18 protein-coding genes are annotated in these 18491 nt (G+C 40.1%); 7 read left to right on the top strand and 11 right to left on the bottom strand.

The genetic code is table 11. The features are described 5' to 3' along the window. The first annotated feature begins 1 nt into the window (after nt 1). The 6 genes from gluQRS (at nt 2) to OM33_RS05830 (ending at nt 4937) form a co-directional block, all read left to right on the top strand. Nucleotides 2–928, top strand: coding sequence for a tRNA glutamyl-Q(34) synthetase GluQRS (gene gluQRS, locus OM33_RS05855; protein WP_038639914.1), 927 nt, complete (start codon nt 2–4; stop codon nt 926–928). Nucleotides 929–1092: 164 nt separating this feature from the next. Next, the gene (gene pcnB, locus OM33_RS05850) at nt 1093–2463 is read left to right on the top strand and encodes a polynucleotide adenylyltransferase PcnB (protein WP_267884431.1); all 1371 of its coding nucleotides are present in this window, start codon (nt 1093–1095) and stop codon (nt 2461–2463) included. Then, complete coding sequence (gene folK / locus OM33_RS05845) at nt 2456–2959, top strand: 2-amino-4-hydroxy-6-hydroxymethyldihydropteridine diphosphokinase (RefSeq protein ID WP_038639909.1); 504 nt, start codon at nt 2456–2458, stop codon at nt 2957–2959. Before pcnB ends, folK begins: the two co-directional genes overlap by 8 nt. A 24-nt stretch (nt 2960–2983) precedes the next feature. After that, complete coding sequence (gene panB, locus OM33_RS05840; protein WP_038639906.1) at nt 2984–3778, top strand: 3-methyl-2-oxobutanoate hydroxymethyltransferase; 795 nt, start codon at nt 2984–2986, stop codon at nt 3776–3778. 25 nt (nt 3779–3803) lie between these two features. Beyond that, on the top strand, nt 3804–4655 hold the full coding sequence (gene panC / locus OM33_RS05835) for a pantoate--beta-alanine ligase (RefSeq protein WP_038639904.1): 852 nt from the start codon (nt 3804–3806) through the stop codon (nt 4653–4655). Nucleotides 4656–4697: 42 nt separating this feature from the next. Continuing rightward, entirely contained in the window at nt 4698–4937 is a 240-nt protein-coding gene (locus tag OM33_RS05830) for a hypothetical protein (protein ID WP_038639901.1), read from the top strand. Nucleotides 4938–5069: 132 nt separating this feature from the next. Here the strand turns inward: OM33_RS05830 and OM33_RS05825 are convergent, their stop codons facing one another. The 8 genes from OM33_RS05825 to epd form a co-directional block, all read right to left on the bottom strand. Then, nucleotides 5070–6038, bottom strand: a complete 969-nt coding sequence (locus tag OM33_RS05825; RefSeq protein WP_038639899.1) for a PstS family phosphate ABC transporter substrate-binding protein — start codon at nt 6036–6038, stop codon at nt 5070–5072. Nucleotides 6039–6145: 107 nt separating this feature from the next. After that, nucleotides 6146–7465 carry a phosphate regulon sensor histidine kinase PhoR gene (gene phoR, locus OM33_RS05820; RefSeq protein WP_038639896.1) on the bottom strand — a complete coding sequence of 440 codons (1320 nt, stop codon included), beginning with the start codon at nt 7463–7465 and terminating at the stop codon, nt 6146–6148. Between the two features lie 16 nt (nt 7466–7481). After that, on the bottom strand, nt 7482–8171 hold the full coding sequence (phoB, locus tag OM33_RS05815; RefSeq protein WP_010560997.1) for a phosphate regulon transcriptional regulator PhoB: 690 nt from the start codon (nt 8169–8171) through the stop codon (nt 7482–7484). Between the two features lie 249 nt (nt 8172–8420). Beyond that, entirely contained in the window at nt 8421–9380 is a 960-nt protein-coding gene (locus tag OM33_RS05810) for a porin (RefSeq protein WP_038639893.1), read from the bottom strand. Nucleotides 9381–9745: 365 nt separating this feature from the next. Further along, nucleotides 9746–11548, bottom strand: a complete 1803-nt coding sequence (locus OM33_RS05805; protein ID WP_038639890.1) for a choice-of-anchor I family protein — start codon at nt 11546–11548, stop codon at nt 9746–9748. A 162-nt stretch (nt 11549–11710) separates the two neighbouring features. Then, the gene (gene fba, locus OM33_RS05800) at nt 11711–12775 is read right to left on the bottom strand and encodes a class II fructose-bisphosphate aldolase (RefSeq protein WP_010560999.1); all 1065 of its coding nucleotides are present in this window, start codon (nt 12773–12775) and stop codon (nt 11711–11713) included. A 163-nt stretch (nt 12776–12938) separates the two neighbouring features. Next, nucleotides 12939–14114, bottom strand: coding sequence for a phosphoglycerate kinase (locus OM33_RS05795; RefSeq protein ID WP_038639886.1), 1176 nt, complete (start codon nt 14112–14114; stop codon nt 12939–12941). A gap of 62 nt (nt 14115–14176) precedes the next feature. Then, entirely contained in the window at nt 14177–15190 is a 1014-nt protein-coding gene (gene epd / locus OM33_RS05790; RefSeq protein WP_038639883.1) for an erythrose-4-phosphate dehydrogenase, read from the bottom strand. 284 nt (nt 15191–15474) lie between these two features. On the opposite strand from epd, the gene OM33_RS05780 reads away from it, so the two are divergent. Further along, on the top strand, nt 15475–16554 hold the full coding sequence (locus tag OM33_RS05780) for a cytochrome-c peroxidase (RefSeq protein ID WP_038639878.1): 1080 nt from the start codon (nt 15475–15477) through the stop codon (nt 16552–16554). A gap of 43 nt (nt 16555–16597) precedes the next feature. On the opposite strand, the gene map is transcribed toward OM33_RS05780, so the two are convergent. From map to OM33_RS05765, 3 genes are all read right to left on the bottom strand, one after another. Beyond that, the gene (gene map, locus OM33_RS05775; protein ID WP_038639875.1) at nt 16598–17374 is read right to left on the bottom strand and encodes a type I methionyl aminopeptidase; all 777 of its coding nucleotides are present in this window, start codon (nt 17372–17374) and stop codon (nt 16598–16600) included. Then, a complete protein-coding gene (locus tag OM33_RS05770) occupies nt 17367–17570 on the bottom strand; it encodes a ParD-like family protein (RefSeq protein WP_038639872.1) in 204 nt (67 codons plus the stop codon). The genes map and OM33_RS05770 overlap by 8 nt, the downstream gene beginning before the upstream one ends. A 111-nt stretch (nt 17571–17681) precedes the next feature. After that, a complete protein-coding gene (locus OM33_RS05765) occupies nt 17682–18314 on the bottom strand; it encodes a hypothetical protein (RefSeq protein ID WP_038639868.1) in 633 nt (210 codons plus the stop codon). Between the last annotated feature and the right edge of the window lie 177 nt (nt 18315–18491).

The following is an 18491-nucleotide window of genomic DNA, read 5'->3' as shown; positions in this document are numbered from 1 at the left end:
AATGTTGGCAAACATATCAGATTTTGGGGCATATCGTGGTCGGTTTGCCCCCTCTCCTTCTGGGCCACTACATTTTGGCTCGCTCGTAGCCGCGCTCGGCAGTTATCTTGACGCCAAAGCCCATAACGGTAGTTGGCTTGTTCGTATTGAAGACATCGATACCCCCCGCGTTGTTTCGGGTAGTGACACCCTAATCTTAAAAACGCTCGAAAACTACGGCCTTTATTGGGACGAATCAGTTCGTTACCAAAGTGAATGCTTAGACCATTACCAAACTGTGCTCAACACACTTGCGGATGCAAATCATGTCTACGCGTGTAAATGTACCCGCAAAGAAATTAAACAGCATGGTGGGTTTTACACAGGTCATTGTCGAGCGCTAAACCTAGCTTTTGAGCAACAAGCATTACGACTAAAACAATCGAATCCCTCATATCAATTCAATGACTTATTCAAGGGTACTATTTCAGTTGATAGTAAATTTGCCGAAGAAGATTATATTATCAAACGCCGTGATGGTTTGTTCGCCTACCAACTGGTAGTGGTGTTAGATGATATAGCGCAGCAAATTTCACATATTGTGCGCGGTGCTGATTTATTGTTTCCAACAGTACGCCAAATAAGCTTGTATAAATTACTTGGGGCAGATGTACCACAATTTGGTCATTTACCTCTCGCAGTTGCAGAGCCTGGATTTAAACTGTCTAAGCAGAACTATGCTGCAGCCATTGATATGAATAACCCGCAAAAAACATTGCTTGCTGGGCTTAATTTTCTTGGTTATAGCCCTGAAAAACAACTTTATAATGCAACTGTAGACGATATTATCAACTGGGCTGTATCAGCATGGCGACGTGAAATCGTGCCAGCGAATGATGAAATTCAGCTGATACAAAACGAAAACAGTTTCACTTTTAGAGCACTCTAATTTTGCCTAATATTCAGGCTGACCATTGATTAAATAACGCCCCATTCCACCTTGCTAGCGATAGCATTAACACTGTGATTAGTATATTATTACGCGGTTAATTTTCCCTGTATGAATTCTGGAGCTGTCCCATTATTTCTAAGCTTGTAAAAATCTGCCGAGATATCTTATCTGGGTCAGAACAAAGTCAAGAGCCACACACTGCTGCGAGTTTTTCAAAGCCGCTAGTTGTTACCAGAGAACATCATGTGGTTTCACGTAAACAACTCAGCCCAAATGCCCTCAAGGTACTGTATCGTTTAAAGGATGCTGGCTATGACGCTTATCTTGTTGGTGGTTGCATTCGTGATATTTTACTTGGCCTAGAACCTAAAGACTTTGACGTTGTAACTAATGCCACTCCAGAACAAATCAAAAAACAGTTTCGCAACTGCCGCCTGATAGGACGACGCTTTCGCTTAGCGCATATTATGTTTGGCCGCGAAATAATCGAAGTTGCGACCATGCGCGGTCACCATAGCGTTGAACAAGAAGAAAAAAATAAAAGCCAAGCAAGCGATCAAGGCCAGCTACTTCGCGATAACGTGTATGGCACAATTGATGAAGACGCAGAACGCCGTGATTTCTCAATTAATGCGCTTTATTATTCAATTAACGATTTTAGTATTCATGATTTTGCTGGCGGTATCGAAGCAATCAAAAACCGCCGCATCGAACTGATTGGCGATCCTGAAACGCGCTATCGTGAAGATCCTGTTCGTATGCTGCGTGCAGTGCGTTTTGCAACTAAGCTCGATATGACCATTGCGCCGGCAACCGAAAAGCCGATGTTCAAGTTAGCATCGTTACTGGGAAATATCCCGGCAGCCCGTTTGTTTGAAGAAATGCTGAAGCTGTTCTTAAATGGCAAAGCCGAAGCTAATTTTGACCTATTGCGCCATTATGGGCTTTTCACTTACCTCTTCCCTGCCCTTGACTCCTTATTAAATAAGCAACCAGATGGGCCTGAATTAGCACTAATAAAACAAGTACTAAGCAATACCGACAAACGCATCAATGCAGGTAAAAAAGTAACGCCAGCTTACCTTATTGCGGCATTCCTTTGGTACCCACTGCAAGCACAAGCTAAGCGTATCACAGCTCAGGGTGAGACACCGTTTAATGCATTTAACATTGCAATGAATCAAATCTTATCTGATAGCGCAAAAGCCATTGCTGTACCAAAACGCTTTACCATTGGTGCGCGTGAAATTTGGCAATTGCAGCACCGTTTTGATAAACGAGGCGGTCAACGTGCATTTCGTTTAACACAACAGCCTCGTTTTCGTGCTGCAAAAGACTTCTTCTGTCTGCGTGCTCAATTTGAACCTGAGTTAACAGAACTTGCTACATGGTGGGATAACTACACAGAACAAGATGCTGGCAGTCAGAAACGCATGGTAAGTGAACTCAACAAAGGCTCAAAGAGTGGCGGTAATTATCGTCGACGCAGACCAAGAAAACCTAAAAATAGTAGTAACAAGCGCCATGACTAAACAACACTCTGAGTTGGCATTTTTGGGTTTAGGCGCAAATTTAAATGCGCCTTTAGAACAAATTCGAAAGGCCACAAACGCGCTATCAGAGCATGCTGAAATTAATTTAGTTGCAAGTTCCTCGCTCTACGGCAGTAAACCGATGGGACCGCAAGATCAGCCTGACTATGTAAATTCAGTTGTGGCTATTGAAACAAATTTATCGCCTTTGGCACTTTTAGATATTACGCAAAAAATAGAACTAGACTTTGGCCGTGTTCGTAAAGAAAATCGCTGGGGACCGCGCACACTCGACATAGACATTATTCTGTTTAAAGATCAGAAAATTGATAATGAGCGGCTTACTGTACCGCATTATGGAATGAAAACACGTGAGTTTGTGCTCTATCCATTACACGAAGTGGCGCCCGAATTATGCCTGCCGTGTGGCACAGAGTTAACTGAATTACTTAAAACCATTGATAAGAATGGCTTAACCATTTTGGCGACAAGCTAATAACAACAAATAATCGAGAGACATATGGCTAAGATAACTGTTTCAAAATTAAAGAAGATGAAACAAGAAGGCGAAAAGATAACATCACTGACCGCTTATGATGCGAGCTTTTCTAGCCTTTTTGAACAGCAAGGTATCCACGCTTTATTGGTAGGCGATTCTATGGGCATGGTTTTACAAGGTGGTAGTGATACTCTGGCAGTAACCAATCAAGATATTGCATACCACACTCGCTGTGTACGCGCTGGTGCAAAAGACACTTTTGTCATTGCCGATATGCCATTTATGACGTACTCAAACCCAGCTGATGCCTGTCATAATGCCGCAGAGCTTATGCGTGCAGGTGCCAACATGGTGAAATTAGAAGGTGGAGAATGGCTTTATCCTGCGATTGAATCACTTACTCAGCAAGGCATTCCTGTGTGTGGCCATTTAGGGTTAACACCTCAGTCAGTTCATGTCTTTGGCGGTTTTAAAATTCAAGGTCGTACAAATGAGGCGGCTGAGAAAATGATTCATGATGCGAAAGCGCTTGAAGCCGCTGGCGCGCAATTATTAGTGCTTGAATGTATTCCATCTGAGCTTGCTAAAGCGATTACTGAAGCTGTGTCTATTCCAACTATTGGTATTGGTGCCGGTAAAGATACTGACGGCCAAATCTTAGTAATGCACGATTTAGTTGGCATTTCTGCTGGTTATATTCCTAAATTTTCAAAGAACTTTTTACTTGAAGCTGGCAGCATGCCAGAAGCAGTTAAAAAATATATCGATGATGTGCAAAGTGGTCAGTTCCCTGCCCCTGAGCATGAATTCAATTAATTTTACGTATTAAGTAGTTACTTTTATGCAAACGGTTTCTAACGTTTCTCAATTACGCAGCAAAATTAAAAGCTGGAAGCAACAAGGTTTAACAGTGGCTTTTGTGCCTACCATGGGCAACTTACATGCGGGTCACTTTTCTTTAGTAGATAAAGCTAAACAGATAGCCGATAAAGTGGTTGTGAGTATTTTTGTTAATCCTATGCAATTTGGCAAAAATGAAGATTTAGATAAGTACCCAAGAACCCTAGTTGATGACCAAAATGGTCTTATCGAGCACGGTGCTGATTTACTCTTTACACCAACGGTAGAAACTATCTATCCGAAAGGCTTAGAAGCGCAAAGTTACATTGATGTACCTGGAGTTTCAGAAGGTCACTGTGGTGCAAGTCGTCCCGGTCATTTCCGTGGTGTTGCAACTATTGTTAATAAGCTTTTCAATTTAGTACAGCCTGATATTGCCTGTTTTGGTGAAAAAGATTTTCAACAACTTGCCGTTATTAAAACCATGGTTGAAGACTTATCAATGCCAATAGAAATCATTGGTGTAGCAACTAAACGTGAAGAATCAGGTTTAGCGATGAGCTCGCGTAATGGTTATTTATCAGATGAAGAAAAACAGCAAGCTTGTGCGCTTTATCAGATTATGAAAAATGCTGAAAGTGCGCTAAAAGACGGTGAATTGAGTATTGCTGAAATCACCGAGCAAGCACATTTAGCGATTGTACAACACGGTTTTAAACTCGACTATTTTAATATTTGTAACGCCAACACCTTACAACCGGCGACAAATGATGATACAAATTTAGTGATTCTGGTTGCTGCATTTTTGGCAAATGTGCGTTTAATTGATAACTTACAAGTTACAACAGCCTAACCTCGCTCGCTACTCAATTAAAAATTATAAGGATTAAGGATAATGAAAAAGTTAATCACCATCGCCTTAGTAGCTTTATTGGCTGCATGTAGCGCAAATAAAGACTTAACTCCTGCGCAAAAAGAAGTACTCAATAGTTGTGCGCAGCAAAACTTCCAGTGTGAGTCTTCATGTGAAAACACCAATATGCGCGATAACATGGCAAATGGCGTATGTATGCGTCAGTGTATTGATCAACATAATGCGTGCAAGGCACAGCTAGGCCCAGAATTTATTAACTAACCTAAATTCAGATTAGTTAATACCATTTCATTTAAGTAGTTGATTACCGACTTATTAAAATTGGTATAAACGTTCTTTTAAACACAAAAAAGCCGCTATATAGCGGCTTTTTTAATGACTTAAGCGTTTAACTTATAGAAGACCTAGCTTCTTAAGTTCTTTGCTAGCCATACCTGAAGTAAGTGGTACATAACCGTCTTTCTCAACAATCTTTTGACCGTCTTTAGAAAGAACCATCTTAAGGAACTCAGCTTCAATTGGTGAAAGTGGTTTGTTAGGGTGCTTGTTCACGTAAACATATAGGAAACGAGACAGTGGGTATTTACCAGTTGCTACGTTTTCTAGAGTTGCGTCTACAAACTTAGTACCTTTCTTCGCTAGAGGAACTGTACGAACACCTGATGTCTTATAACCAATACCTGAGTAACCGATTGCATTAAGTGAAGATGAAATAGACTGTACTACAGATGCAGAACCTGGTTGCTCATTTACGTTGTTTTTAAAGTCACCTTTACAAAGTGCTTTTTTCTTAAAGTAACCGTAAGTACCTGATACTGAGTTACGACCGTATAACTGGATGTCTTTACCAGCCCAAGTACCTTCTAAACCAATATCGCTCCAGCGAGTTGCTTCTTTATCAGCACCACATTTACGTGTTGATGAGAATACTGAATCTACTTCTTTGATTGTTAGACCTTCAATTGGGTTATCTTTGTGAACAAATACTGCAAGGGCATCAATTGCTACACGAACTTCAGTTGGCTTATAACCGTACTTTTTCTCAAAAGCTTCAATTTCTTTTGACTTCATTTTACGGCTCATAGGACCAAAGTTTGAAGTACCTTCTGTTAGTGCCGGTGGCGCAGTAGATGAACCAGCTGCTTGAATTTGAATATTCACGTTAGGGTATTGACGCTTATATTCTTCAGCCCAGAAAGTCATCATGTTTGCTAATGTGTCAGAGCCAGTTGATGAGAAATTACCAGAAATACCAGTTGTTTTTTCGTAATCTGCTAATTTGTTATCTACAGCAATCGCGTTACCAGCAAACATTGCTGTAACAGTTAGGCCCATTGTAGCCACTAAGTTTTTAAGTTTCATTGGGTAACTCCAATTGATTATCCCGTTTTGATGATGCGACTATTTTTAGCCTTTTCCATGACAGTAACATGACTAAAATATGACAAATTTATTAACACCGAAAATTATTAAAATTCCGTTTCTAACTTCTTGTTTTTTATACGTTCGTTAGAGAAAGAAAAACTAAACACTGAACCTTCACCAACTTTTGATGAAATATTTAAGTGAGAATCATGACGACTTAACACATGTTTGGTGATGGCCAGACCCAAGCCTGAGCCACCAGTGTCTCTTGAGCGCGCTTGATCAACACGATAAAAGCGCTCAGTTAAACGATGAATATGTTCCGGCGCAATGCCATCACCATTGTCTTCCACACTAAACTCAACACCTCGGCCATTTTTTTGCCAAGTAATAATGATCTCACCACCCTCTGGTGTATAACGAATTGCATTAAAAACAAGGTTTGAAAATGCACTACGCAGTTCTTGTTCTTTACCAATAATGTTAATGCTTTCATCAACATTGAGCTCAATAGAATGGTGCTTTTCTTGGTTAAGTTGCTCAGCCTCACGATAGATATTCATTAACATATCACTGATATCAACTTCTTCTTCAAAGTCCGGCTTGTCGGAATTTTCAATCCGCGCGAGTGCTAATAATTGCTCTACTAAGCTCGCCATGCGTTTACATTGCTCAAGCATAGTTTGCTGTGCTTTGCCCCACATTGCCGGTGGTGGCGCCATATCAGGATCAAACATTTCAAGATAACCCGACATCACAGTCAACGGCGTACGTAATTCATGGGATACGTTAGCAATAAAATCTCGTCGCATTTCTTCAAGTTGCTTAATTAAGGTCACATCGCGCACCACCATCATCAATTGTGATGCTGCGTAAGGGGTGACCCTCACCTCTAACACACTATGCGCGTCAATTGGCGATTGCAGTTCAAGCGGCTCAAGATACTCTTTAGAACGCATATAATTTATAAAATCAGGACGACGAATTAAATTATCTAAGCGTTGTCCATGATCGAGCGGCCACTGTAAACCAAGCAACGCGATCGATTCTTTGTTACACCAAACGATCGCTAGATCATCTTGAAGTACTAAAACGCCATCTGGCACTGCTTCAGCACCCTCACGAAAACGACGTATTACATCAGCTAATTCGTTGCGCTTGCGACGATTGCGTTGCTGAAGACGGTAGATCCCTTCAAAAACCTGCTCCCAGACTCCTTCCCCTTCTGGTGGGTAGTACTTTCGCTGCTCTGTAAGCCAATCACTTAAGCGGAATAATTGACGATAGTTCCACACTAAAAGCGATAACGTACCTAGCCATAAAAGTAAAAAAGGAGCCCCTAACAGGACTCCTATTAATGTAAGTGGAATAAAGTAACCAAAAAGGCGTTTTACTAATTCCTGCTTACTCACAATTCGTAGCATAGAATTCTCTTAGTTATTAGATTTTGCTCGAAAAACGATAGCCTGCACCACGTACTGTTTGCACTAGTTTATCGTGCCCCATCGGTGCGATTGCTTTGCGTAAGCGACGAATATGAACGTCAACAGTACGGTCTTCTACATACACATTTGTACCCCAAACATTATCAAGTAGTTGTTCACGGCTGTAAACACGTTCAGGGTGAGTCATAAAGAAATGAAGCAATTTAAATTCTGTCGGACCCATATCAAGTTCATTACCCGCTGAGGTAACACGGTGAGAGATTGGATCTAAGCGAAGACCATGTACTTCAATGGCTTCTTCAAGAGAAGTCGGTGAAACACGACGAAAGACTGCTTTGATACGTGCCATAAGCTCTTTTGGTGAAAATGGCTTAGTCACATAATCATCTGCGCCGACTTCAAGACCCTTAATTTTGTCTTCTTCTTCACCGCGGGCAGTCAACATAATTATTGGAATATGGCGAGTGTAATCGCTATTTTTAATTTTCTTAGCAATTTGAACACCGCTTGTGCCAGGCAGCATCCAGTCTAATAAAATCATATCTGGATAAGGCTCAACTAGGGCATCCATTGCTGAATCATAGTCCTGAGCTTCAATAGCCTGAAATCCATTTTGTTCAAGTACGAACACCAACATTTCACGAATTGGTGCTTCGTCATCAACCACTAGTATCTTACGCGACATGAAATAATTCTCTTAGTTATCAACTGGCTTCATTATCAAAGTAAAGTGTGACACTTTTATGAATATAAACATAAAAATATCATAAATAAACTGTTGTTAATGTGTAGTGATAACTTAACCAACCTTTAATATATTCAAAAACCAATTATCTATCATAAAGATAAACTGTTTTTATTAGCCTAAATTTATAATAAAAAGCCCCTAAAAGGGGCTTTAAAAATTAACCAAAATGTCACGATTTTATTTCATTTAAAAATCATAACGCAATGTAACTGCTAAATGCCCTTCATCATCACTGTTATCTAACTCTCGCTGGGTATACCAAATATAGGCTTTCGCTTGTTTACCCAACTTTCGTTCAACACCTACCGAACTGGCTGTTCCACTGTCTTTTAATTTACCAAATCCCGTTTCATCGTCTTGGTACTGCAGTAAGATTTTATAGTTTTCAATTTTGTATGATGCACTTACAACAAAGGTGTCACCATCATCGCCCGATGACACTTTTTCGCTGTTTTGGTACATACCATTGATGGTAAAGTCACCTAGTTTACCTTGCGCTGATACGCGGTCAATATTGTATCCAGCAACGTCTTCATCATGAGCATAAGAAACATAAAAAGGGGTTTTCTTAAGGGCTTTATCACCATAGCCTATCGCCGCAGAAACTCCCGCCCCATCGCTTTGCTTTGTATTTTCTTCCGCTACATAAGTAAGCTCAAATTGCAATTGGCCAAATTTAGGGGATTTATAGTTAACCATATCACCTAAACGATTTTCACCTGTTGCGAGGTATTTTATATCACCAATAAAATCATTCATCATATCGATTTTATTTTGTGATTTTTTTAAGGCTGTATCTTTTCGTCCAATTAAGATCTGGCCAAACGTTTTACTCTTTAACCCAAGGTATTGATCACGTGATTTGATGTTGTCATCACTGCCATTCCCGCCATCTTGCTCAGAGATGTTTACTTCCCATTCAAGTTTAGTAAGTACCGAAAGATCATCTGAAATACCATGACTCGCTTTAATTCCAAAACGAGAAGCATAAGAATCGACTTCTGTAGAGCTATCTTGATTATCAATATCAACATAGCGCAAGCCAAGATGAGCACGACCGTAAACCTTGGCCTCAGTGTCTGCGATCACCTCCATAGGTAACAGCATCAAACCTATACTGCTTGCTAGTAACAGTTGTTTTATCATGATGAATTCCTTAAGCAGAGAGTATAAAAAACAATGAGTTTCGCTTTATTTACTTATTTGTTAATTCGTATTATCACTATTTACTCTAGTACATTTTATGATGATGGCAATGTAGCGAGATCAATATTTTACTAATTGGATCAGATTTATACTTAGTTAACTTGCAAACCCGCTAGTTGAGATCAAAAACTTACTAAGATCGAGGCGTAAATAGATCCAATTTCAAGAAGTTAGCTCTCAATTTTAAGAAAAATGGTGGGAAAAATGTGGTTAGGTTAGTAGGATCGTGATCCCTGAAGGTGAAAACGGGATCTTGTTAGTAAGAAAGTGATCCCAAACATGTATTTGAGATCACTTTCTATTAGTTAGTTCGTTTTTTGCTCAGCAATCTGCCACACACTCACCGAACCAGAGATTTCATTACCGATAACCAATAATGGTTTACCTGTTGGGCTATTTTCAGAGGAAATAAACGACATTCCTTCAGGCGCTAAATCACCACTGATTTCAGCTCCTTCTTCAACACCACGATTAATAAAGTAGTCAACAAATTCAACGTTATATGGGTTAGTAATATTAAAGACCATTATTCCGCCCATGCGCTCTAAACCTAAAAAGGCATAGCTTTGCTCGCCGATTTGGCCAATGGCTAACGCTTCAGGTTCAGCCCCTTTAGCATCCGATCGCGTATCGCCTTCATTTGCATCTTCGTCATTATTAAATGCTTCACCATGAATAGACGCTGTAATTCGGTCAACCTGATCACCTGAGTCAAACACCAACAAGCCATTTTGATCCCAAATCGAGAATGATCGCGCACCATAGGTATACAACTTCTCATATAGCCCGTCTTGATCTGCATCGCCGTACTCAGTGGTTACTTTTAAACGACCAATATCATCATTATCATTATTTAAATGGCTGAAGTTTGCCGCTAAATTGAGATCCTTTACACGAGATTCATCGGTATAAGCTAAGCAACCATCATCTTCGTCATAATCAAGGCCACCGTTTGCAATACATTCAGCTTCATTTGCAGCATCAAAGAAATATTCTCGGCCATCACCTTCATTGGCAGAAACAATAAATGAGGCACCTTGCCAGGTATAAGAAGCAATGGTATCAGGTTGATACATACCAAATAAATCATTGTAATGTTTAAAGTTAATACCACCGTCTTTATCGGATGCATCAAAATCGAGGTTTGACCAATCTTTAAAACCTAGCCCTTTTACTTCAATGCTATTGCTTGTTAAATCTAAAAATGCAATTGCGTTATTCTCTTGCAGGCTAATATAAGCCATCTTGCTATCTGCACTTACTGTAATGTATTCAGGCTCTAAATCTACAGCTACTGTGGTGTTAATTAATTTGCCTTTAATGGTTTGTCCTTTAGGATTAGCAAATACAACGCCGTCAGCTTCAAGCTCAGCTTGCTTACCATTATATGCCGTCAGTGAAATTTCAGTTGCCGTGTTTGCCACTTCACCATTTGAAACACTAATGATTGAGATGCTGCCTTCACCATCAAATGAATAATCACTTAGAGGTTCACCTTCATTGGCCACCAGTATTTTTGTGCCATCTGGGGTAAACGTAAGCATGTCAGGTAAATAACCCACTGGTACGTTTTTAACAAAGCTTGGTGTAGCGCCAGTTAAGCTATAAATAGCAACATTACCCTTTTCAGCTTTGCTCGGAGCGGCCATTGCTACCGCAAGCAAACTTTGATCGGGCGAAATCGCAATACTATTTGCATCACCGCTGGTGTGTTCATTTAATTTAATTTGGCTAAATGAAGTCAGGTTTGTATTGGTAACGACACCTTCATTGTTTTGAAGTAAACCACTCGCATCTATGGCTTCAATTTTGATTAAATCAACAACAGCTTCAGCACCTGAGCTATTTATTGCAAAAATAGTTTGTGACGCTTTATGAAAAGCGACAATCTCTGCTGCACCTTCAGGCGATTGTGCATTAAGTACTGCGCGTCCAACTAACTTTATGTCGAGTAAGTTTGTTGCATTTAAACCATCAACGCCATTGCTGCCATCTGCGCCATTTGTTCCTTGGGCACCTGTAGCTCCGTCTTTTCCGTCATCGCCATCCAATGAACAACCAGATAATGCAGCCAATACTGTAATCGCTAGCAACGATCGTTTAATCATTTTTATTTTCCTAAAATAGTTGTGATACAAATTAACCAATTATTAGGCAAGAGAAAGATGAATAAGCTGTGACAGCTGTTTGATGTTTTTATTGCACAAAAAAAGCGTTTATATGAGTTATATAAACGCTTTGCTTGTTAAAGGAAGTTGTATAACTTGATGTTATTTAACTTGTTGGTTTAACTCACCAGCAAGGTATTTTTCATGCATTGCATCAAGTGAAATTGGTTTGATTTTAGCTGCTTGACCAGCTGTACCAAATGCTTCGTAACGCGCAACACAAATTTCAGTCATTGCTTTTGTTGCTTCAGCTAAGAACTTACGCGGGTCAAAGTTTGCAGGGTTGTGTGCAAGGTGACGACGAATTGCACCGGTTGATGCTAAACGTAAGTCAGTGTCGATATTTACTTTACGAACGCCGTGCTTAATACCTTCAACGATCTGCTCAACTGGCACACCGTAAGTTTCAGGGATCTCACCACCAAACTCGTTGATCACAGCTAGCCACTCTTGCGGTACTGATGACGAACCGTGCATTACTAAGTGAGTATTTGGAATACGTGCGTGAATTTCTTTGATGCGGTTAATTGCAAGGATGTCGCCCGTTGGTGGACGTGTAAACTTATACGCACCGTGTGAAGTACCACATGCAATCGCAAGTGCATCTACACCTGTTTGCTTAACAAAGTCAGCTGCTTCTTCAGGATCAGTTAATAGTTGATCTTCAGTTAGCTTACCTTCTGCACCAATACCGTCTTCTTCGCCTGCTTCACCCGTTTCTAATGAACCAAGTACACCTAGCTCACCCTCAACTGAAACACCACACGCGTGCGCCATTTCAACGGTGCGACGTGTTACATCAACGTTATACTCGTAGCTTGAAGGGGTTTTACCATCTTCAAGTAATGAGCCATCCATCATTACTGATGAAAAGCCTAATTGGATTGAGCGTTGGCAAACTGCTGGTGATGTACCGTGATCTTGGTGCATAACTACTGGAATGTGAGGCCATTCTTCAATTGCCGCTAAAATCATATGGCGTATAAACGGCGCACCGGCGTATGCACGCGCACCTGCTGAACCTTGAACGATAACAGGACTGTTTGTCTTGTCTGCTGCTTCCATAATTGCACGCATTTGCTCTTGGTTATTCACATTAAACGCTGGAACACCATAACCATTTTCTGCCGCATGGTCTAATAGCTGACGCATACTGATTAAAGCCATTTTGCTTTCTCCAATTTTTGATGGCACCTAACGCCATCGAGTTTGAACGGATAGATTTGTTTATTGCCAAGTAACCACAGATTTTGAGAGAGATGATGGTTACTTGGCTTTTTATTCAGTTACTTAGATTTAATTCAATTAACCTAAGTATAGCGTGCACAAATTATTTCGCGCGCGCTTCTAACATTGCTACAGCCGGTAACTGTTTGCCTTCTAAGAATTCTAAGAAAGCACCACCACCGGTTGAAATGTATGAAATTTTGTCTGCTACTTCATATTTATCAATCGCCGCAAGGGTGTCACCGCCACCAGCAATTGAGAATGCATTTGAGTCTGCAATCGCATGTGCAAGTGCTTTGGTACCTTCACCAAATTGGTCAAATTCAAATACACCTACCGGGCCATTCCAAACAACCGTACCGGCATTTTTAATAATTTCTGCAAGTGCCTCTGCTGAATTTGGACCGATATCAAAAATCATGTCGTCTGAGTCAACATCTGCAACTGATTTTAATGTTGCTACAGCTGTTTCAGAGAATTCTTTACCAACGACTACATCAGTTGGTACAGGAATATCACCACCCGCTGCTTTTGCTGCGTTAGTTAACTTGTTTGCTTCATCAATTAAATCAGCTTCATAAAGTGATTTACCTACGTTATTACCCGCAGCTGCGATAAAGGTATTTGCAATACCACCACCACATACTAGCTGATCAACAACACTTGAAAGCGACTCAAGTACAGTCAATTTAGTTGATACTTTTGAACCACCTACAATCGCTACAAGCGGGCGTGCTGGGTTATCAAGTGCTTTACCAAGTGCATCAAGTTCAGCCGCAAGTAATGGACCTGCACAAGCAACATCAGCATATAAACCAACACCGTGAGTAGACGCTTGTGCGCGGTGCGCAGTGCCAAATGCATCCATTACATATACATCACACAGTGCAGCCAATTTTTTAGCTAAAGCTTCTTCGTCTTTTTTCTCGCCTTTGTTGAAGCGTACGTTTTCAAACACAACCACTTCGTTGTCCGCAACCTCAACACCATCAAGGTAATCTTTTTCTAGGCGAACAGTTTGCTCTAATACGTCATTTAAATAGTTAACAACAGGCTGCATTGAGAATGCTTCATCGTATTCACCTTCTGTAGGGCGACCTAAATGCGACATAACCATTACTTTTGCGCCTTTTTCTAAGGCTAATTTAATGGTTGGTAACGATGCACGAATACGCGCATCACTGGTTACTTTACCGTCTTTTACTGGAACGTTTAGGTCTTCACGAATAAGCACGCGCTTACCTTGTAAATCTAAATCAGCCATTTTAATGACAGACATTTGAGCTCTCCTTTAACATAAAAAAACCGCAAACTTGTTGGCAAACTCACGGTTATCTAAATCTAACTTTTTAGTGCCATCGCCTCGGCAGTATCTAGCATACGGTTTGCAAAACCCCATTCGTTATCGCACCAAGCTAAGATTTTTACTAAACGCTTGTGGCTTACACGGGTTTGCGTACCATCGATAATCGACGAATGGCTATCGTGATTAAAATCAACCGATACCAGTGGTTCTTCTGTATAACTAATAATACCGGCTAAGTGTTGATGTTCGGCATCTGAAAGTACTTTATTAACCGTTTCAATTGTTACATCAGTATTAAGGGTGACACTTAAGTCCATTGCCGTCACATTGATGGTAGGTACACGTACCGCAATGGCTTCAAAACGGCTTTTAAATTTAGGCAAAATACGTTCGATACCACGCGCTAATTTAGTATCAACCGGAATAATCGATTGGCTTGCAGCACGGGTACGACGAAGATCACTGTGATAGGCGTCAATTACTTGCTGGTCATGCATTGATGCGTGAATGGTCGTAATTGCACCTGACTCAATGCCAAAGGCATCGTCCAGTACCTTAATCACAGGCACGATACAGTTAGTGGTACATGAACCATTCGAAACTATGGTGTGATCAAGGTTTAATTCACTGTCGTTTATACCAAAAACAATGGTGGCATCCATATCCGCATCGGCAGGTTGCGAGAATAGGACTTTTTTCGCGCCGGCATTCAAATGCAGTTCTGCATGTTCACGAGAGTGATAAACACCTGTGCATTCAAGCACCACGTCGACATCTAATAATCCCCAAGGTAATTCACTTGGGTTTTCTTCTGCAAATAATTGGATTAAGTCACCATTTACGGTGATGGCATCTTGCTGTAATTGCACAGGAAACTTAAAACGACCATGAGAGGTGTCGTATTTTAATAAATGCGCGATGCCTTTAGCGTCTGCTAATTCGTTGATTGCGACAATTTGAATGTCGTTAGTACGACCAGCTTCATATAAAGCTCTTACGATATTTCGTCCGATTCGGCCAAAACCATTAATTGCAATTTTGATTGCCATTAAGTTGTTTTTCCTAACAGTGCGATGCACTTTTCACAAATGGTGAGAGGGTTATGGGCGAGTATTCTAAAGCAAAGAATTTCATTTCGATAGTGAAAAAATTTTATTCTTGGATTAGCAAATATAATGACACCGGTTACTTCCTAGGTATATCAAGGGATCCAGTAATTTCAATTGTTTCGCAAAGATTTAGATTACAATTTAAAATCGGGATTAGACCTTTTTTTGACACCGGTTTCCTTACACTTATTTATGCAAATTAACTGTTTAATTGAGTTGTACAAATGCGTAAATACATATCCATTTTATTGATAACTTGTTCTTTATTTTCCTTAACAGGCTGTGAAGAAAATCAGCAAACTTCAACAGATAACCAAACGCGCGACTATACAAATTTATTTTCCGCTTTACCTGAACAAATTATCTACCCTACTGATAATCCATATTCAAAAGAAAAAGAAATACTTGGAGAGTTACTGTTCTGGGATCCTGTTCTATCAGGCGCACAAAATGTTGCTTGCGCATCTTGCCACCACCCAAATTTTGGTTGGGCTGATGGGCGCGCTTTTTCCATTGGCTCTGATGGCGTTGGGCTTGGACCTCAGCGTTACGGTAATGAAACAACACCAATACACTCTCCATCGATCGTTAATATGGCGTTTACAGGACTCACAATGGATACACAATTGAATGAGTTTGTTTCTGGTCCTTATTTTTGGGATTTGCGTGCAACTACGTTAGAAGAACAAGCTATTGGCCCCATAAAAAATCCCGTTGAAATGTTAGGTTATCATTATTCTGAGGCTGAAATTTTTGATGAAATCAAATATAGGTTAACAACTATTCCGGAGTACATTGATTTGTTTAGTGCTGCTTTTGAGGGAGATGACGTTATTACTGAAACCAATATTGCAAAAGCACTCGCGACTTTTCAAAGAAAAGTAATCGCTAATAACTCACGGTTTGATCTATTTTTAAGAGGTGATATTAGCGCGCTTTCTGAAGGTGAGCTCATTGGCTTAAACAAATTTATTGATGTCGGCTGTGCTGACTGTCATAACGGTCCCTTACTTTCAGATAATCAAATAAGACAAGATGAAAAGGTAATTGAAACGCTTGACGCTGTTCGTACACCAAGCTTACGTAACATCAGTCAGACTGCACCTTATATGCAGGATGGCTCGCAAGCGACCTTAAACGATGCAATCTCACTCTATGAAGACCGAGAAGATTTAGGTGTGAATATTAACGAAGGTGATTTTAATGATATTGAAGTGTTTTTACGTACCTTAAGTTCACCTGTATACAATCATATTCCAGAGCGTGTTCCTAGCGGGCTGCCTGTTGGTGGTAATATAAATTAAGCCTTTAAACCATGGCAGTAACAAACGTTTACTGCCCTCGCCTTCAAGAAAGTCTTTCTTCCTGTCTTAAAGTCAGCACCTCATAGCCATCTTTGGTTACCAGTACTGTATGCTCCCATTGCGCTGAAAGTTTTTTATCGCGCGTAACCACTGTCCAGCCATCCGGTTTCATTTTTGTTTTAGCTGTGCCCTGGTTAATCATTGGTTCAATGGTAAAAATCATACCTTCTTGCAGCGTTGCACCCGTATTTTTCGTACCATAATGCAAGACCTCTGGTGATTCATGCATTTGTTTACCAATTCCATGACCACAATACTCCCTCACAACGGTATAACCTTGCTTTTCAGAAAATTGTTGGATTGCAAAACCTATATCACCTAATTTAGCGCCGGGTTTAACTTCTTTAATACCGAGCCAAAGTGCCTGATAAGTTTTATCTACCAAACGTTTGGCTAGTGGGGATACATCACCGATACAATACATTTTGCTGCTATCTGCGATATAGCCATTTTTTTCTAATGTAATATCGATATTGATGATATCGCCATTTTTAAGTTTTTGCGTGCTACTTGGCACACCATGACAAACAACGTCATTTATTGAAGGGTTAAGCACATAGGCAAAACCATATTGCCCTTTACTTGCGGGACGCGCATTTAGCGTATTGGTAATATAGTCTTCAACAAAGTTATTGATCTCTAAGGTCGATTGACCAACAGCAATATAGTCGTCAAGCGCATTGAATACCTGAGCAAGTAATTGCCCAGACGTTCTCATTAGTGCAATTTCATCAGGGGATTTAATGATTATATCAGTCACTCACAGCTCCTTGTATCTGCTTTTCTCGCAGCAACTCTTTTTCCATAATATCAGCAAAGGTGAGGTTAGGATTTCGTTCCGCAAGACGGCCTACTTTTATCCAAAATTCAGCTTGTGAGTTGATAGAACGCTCCATAACGCGGCTTGCATGGCGGATTTCATCATGTAATTGATCGGAAATTTTCACGATACCCATAACGTTGAGACACTTTAAATATATAGTTTATATATAATACGTATATAAACTATATAAAAGCAATAAAAAATGGCGCCAAAGGCGCCATTTTGGGCTGGGTAACAAATGAAATTATCTTGGCAGATTTTTGCTTAACTTTTTGTGTTTATTCATTACATCACTGTAGTAACCATGAAGCGCTTCGGTTAGCTGCCCTTCTTGGCGTTTTAGTTTTTCAGCTTGTGAGATATTTTGCTGTTTTAAAGCCACATTCTCAGCACGTAGTTGATTAATGACATCCGCTTGCTGCTGTGCTTTGTTTTTTAAATCTTCCACACTATGAAGTGAATCTTTAATTAGCGCGTTTAGTTCTTCATTACGCTCATTGAGCTCTCGACAATGATGTTTCATTACCGATTTGCTCATATTGGCTTCTTCAACCTGTTGCTGTAAATCATGTAGCTGAGCTGTCAGTTCATCGCTTGGTTTTTTCTTAGCGTCAGCTAACTGTTCCATTAATGTTTCTAGCATCGCATTTGAGTTTTCCCACTCACGTTCAATAATTTGAACATGTTTAATGATCATTTCATGATCATTTTGTAATTGCTCAAATTGCTGCTGCTTTTCTAACAACAACTTTTTCTGCTGAATAAGCTGTTCTGTCAGTGCTTTTTCATGTGCACGCTGCGCAAAAGAGGTAATATTTGCTTGTACGGGATCTGCACCACAAACAAGTTCAGGTGCATTTTGTTCAGAGGTAACCATCTCCCTTTCCTCGTTTTTTACCTATCAAAAGTTGCTCAAATTTTAGCAAGAGGATTGCTTTGGGGAGTTTGATCTAAATCAGTTTTTATAATTAAGAATTGTTATCAAAGAGGAATCTATTGCGCTAGATCAAAAAAGCGATGCCTAGACATCGCTTTTGATTAATATAGCTTTTTT

It is taken from the genome of Pseudoalteromonas piratica (assembly GCF_000788395.1).
Taxonomy (GTDB): Bacteria; Pseudomonadota; Gammaproteobacteria; order Enterobacterales; family Alteromonadaceae; genus Pseudoalteromonas; species Pseudoalteromonas piratica.
Note: the sequence above shows the minus strand (reverse complement) of the source record. Positions and strands in the feature narration are given on the sequence as shown.

Excerpts from the sequence above, each read along its gene's own strand:
- gluQRS (WP_038639914.1), top strand. The coding sequence starts at position 2 with ATGTTGGCAAACATATCAGATTTTGGGGCATATCGTGGTCGGTTTGCC.
- folK (WP_038639909.1), top strand. The coding sequence starts at position 2,456 with ATGACTAAACAACACTCTGAGTTGGCATTTTTGGGTTTAGGCGCAAAT.
- panB (WP_038639906.1), top strand. The coding sequence starts at position 2,984 with ATGGCTAAGATAACTGTTTCAAAATTAAAGAAGATGAAACAAGAAGGC.
- panC (WP_038639904.1), top strand. The coding sequence starts at position 3,804 with ATGCAAACGGTTTCTAACGTTTCTCAATTACGCAGCAAAATTAAAAGC.
- OM33_RS05830 (WP_038639901.1), top strand. The coding sequence starts at position 4,698 with ATGAAAAAGTTAATCACCATCGCCTTAGTAGCTTTATTGGCTGCATGT.
- OM33_RS05825 (WP_038639899.1), bottom strand. The coding sequence starts at position 6,038 with ATGAAACTTAAAAACTTAGTGGCTACAATGGGCCTAACTGTTACAGCA.
- phoR (WP_038639896.1), bottom strand. The coding sequence starts at position 7,465 with ATGCTACGAATTGTGAGTAAGCAGGAATTAGTAAAACGCCTTTTTGGT.
- phoB (WP_010560997.1), bottom strand. The coding sequence starts at position 8,171 with ATGTCGCGTAAGATACTAGTGGTTGATGACGAAGCACCAATTCGTGAA.
- OM33_RS05810 (WP_038639893.1), bottom strand. The coding sequence starts at position 9,380 with ATGATAAAACAACTGTTACTAGCAAGCAGTATAGGTTTGATGCTGTTA.
- OM33_RS05805 (WP_038639890.1), bottom strand. The coding sequence starts at position 11,548 with ATGATTAAACGATCGTTGCTAGCGATTACAGTATTGGCTGCATTATCT.
- fba (WP_010560999.1), bottom strand. The coding sequence starts at position 12,775 with ATGGCTTTAATCAGTATGCGTCAGCTATTAGACCATGCGGCAGAAAAT.
- OM33_RS05795 (WP_038639886.1), bottom strand. The coding sequence starts at position 14,114 with ATGTCTGTCATTAAAATGGCTGATTTAGATTTACAAGGTAAGCGCGTG.
- epd (WP_038639883.1), bottom strand. The coding sequence starts at position 15,190 with ATGGCAATCAAAATTGCAATTAATGGTTTTGGCCGAATCGGACGAAAT.
- OM33_RS05780 (WP_038639878.1), top strand. The coding sequence starts at position 15,475 with ATGCGTAAATACATATCCATTTTATTGATAACTTGTTCTTTATTTTCC.
- OM33_RS05770 (WP_038639872.1), bottom strand. The coding sequence starts at position 17,570 with ATGGGTATCGTGAAAATTTCCGATCAATTACATGATGAAATCCGCCAT.
- OM33_RS05765 (WP_038639868.1), bottom strand. The coding sequence starts at position 18,314 with ATGGTTACCTCTGAACAAAATGCACCTGAACTTGTTTGTGGTGCAGAT.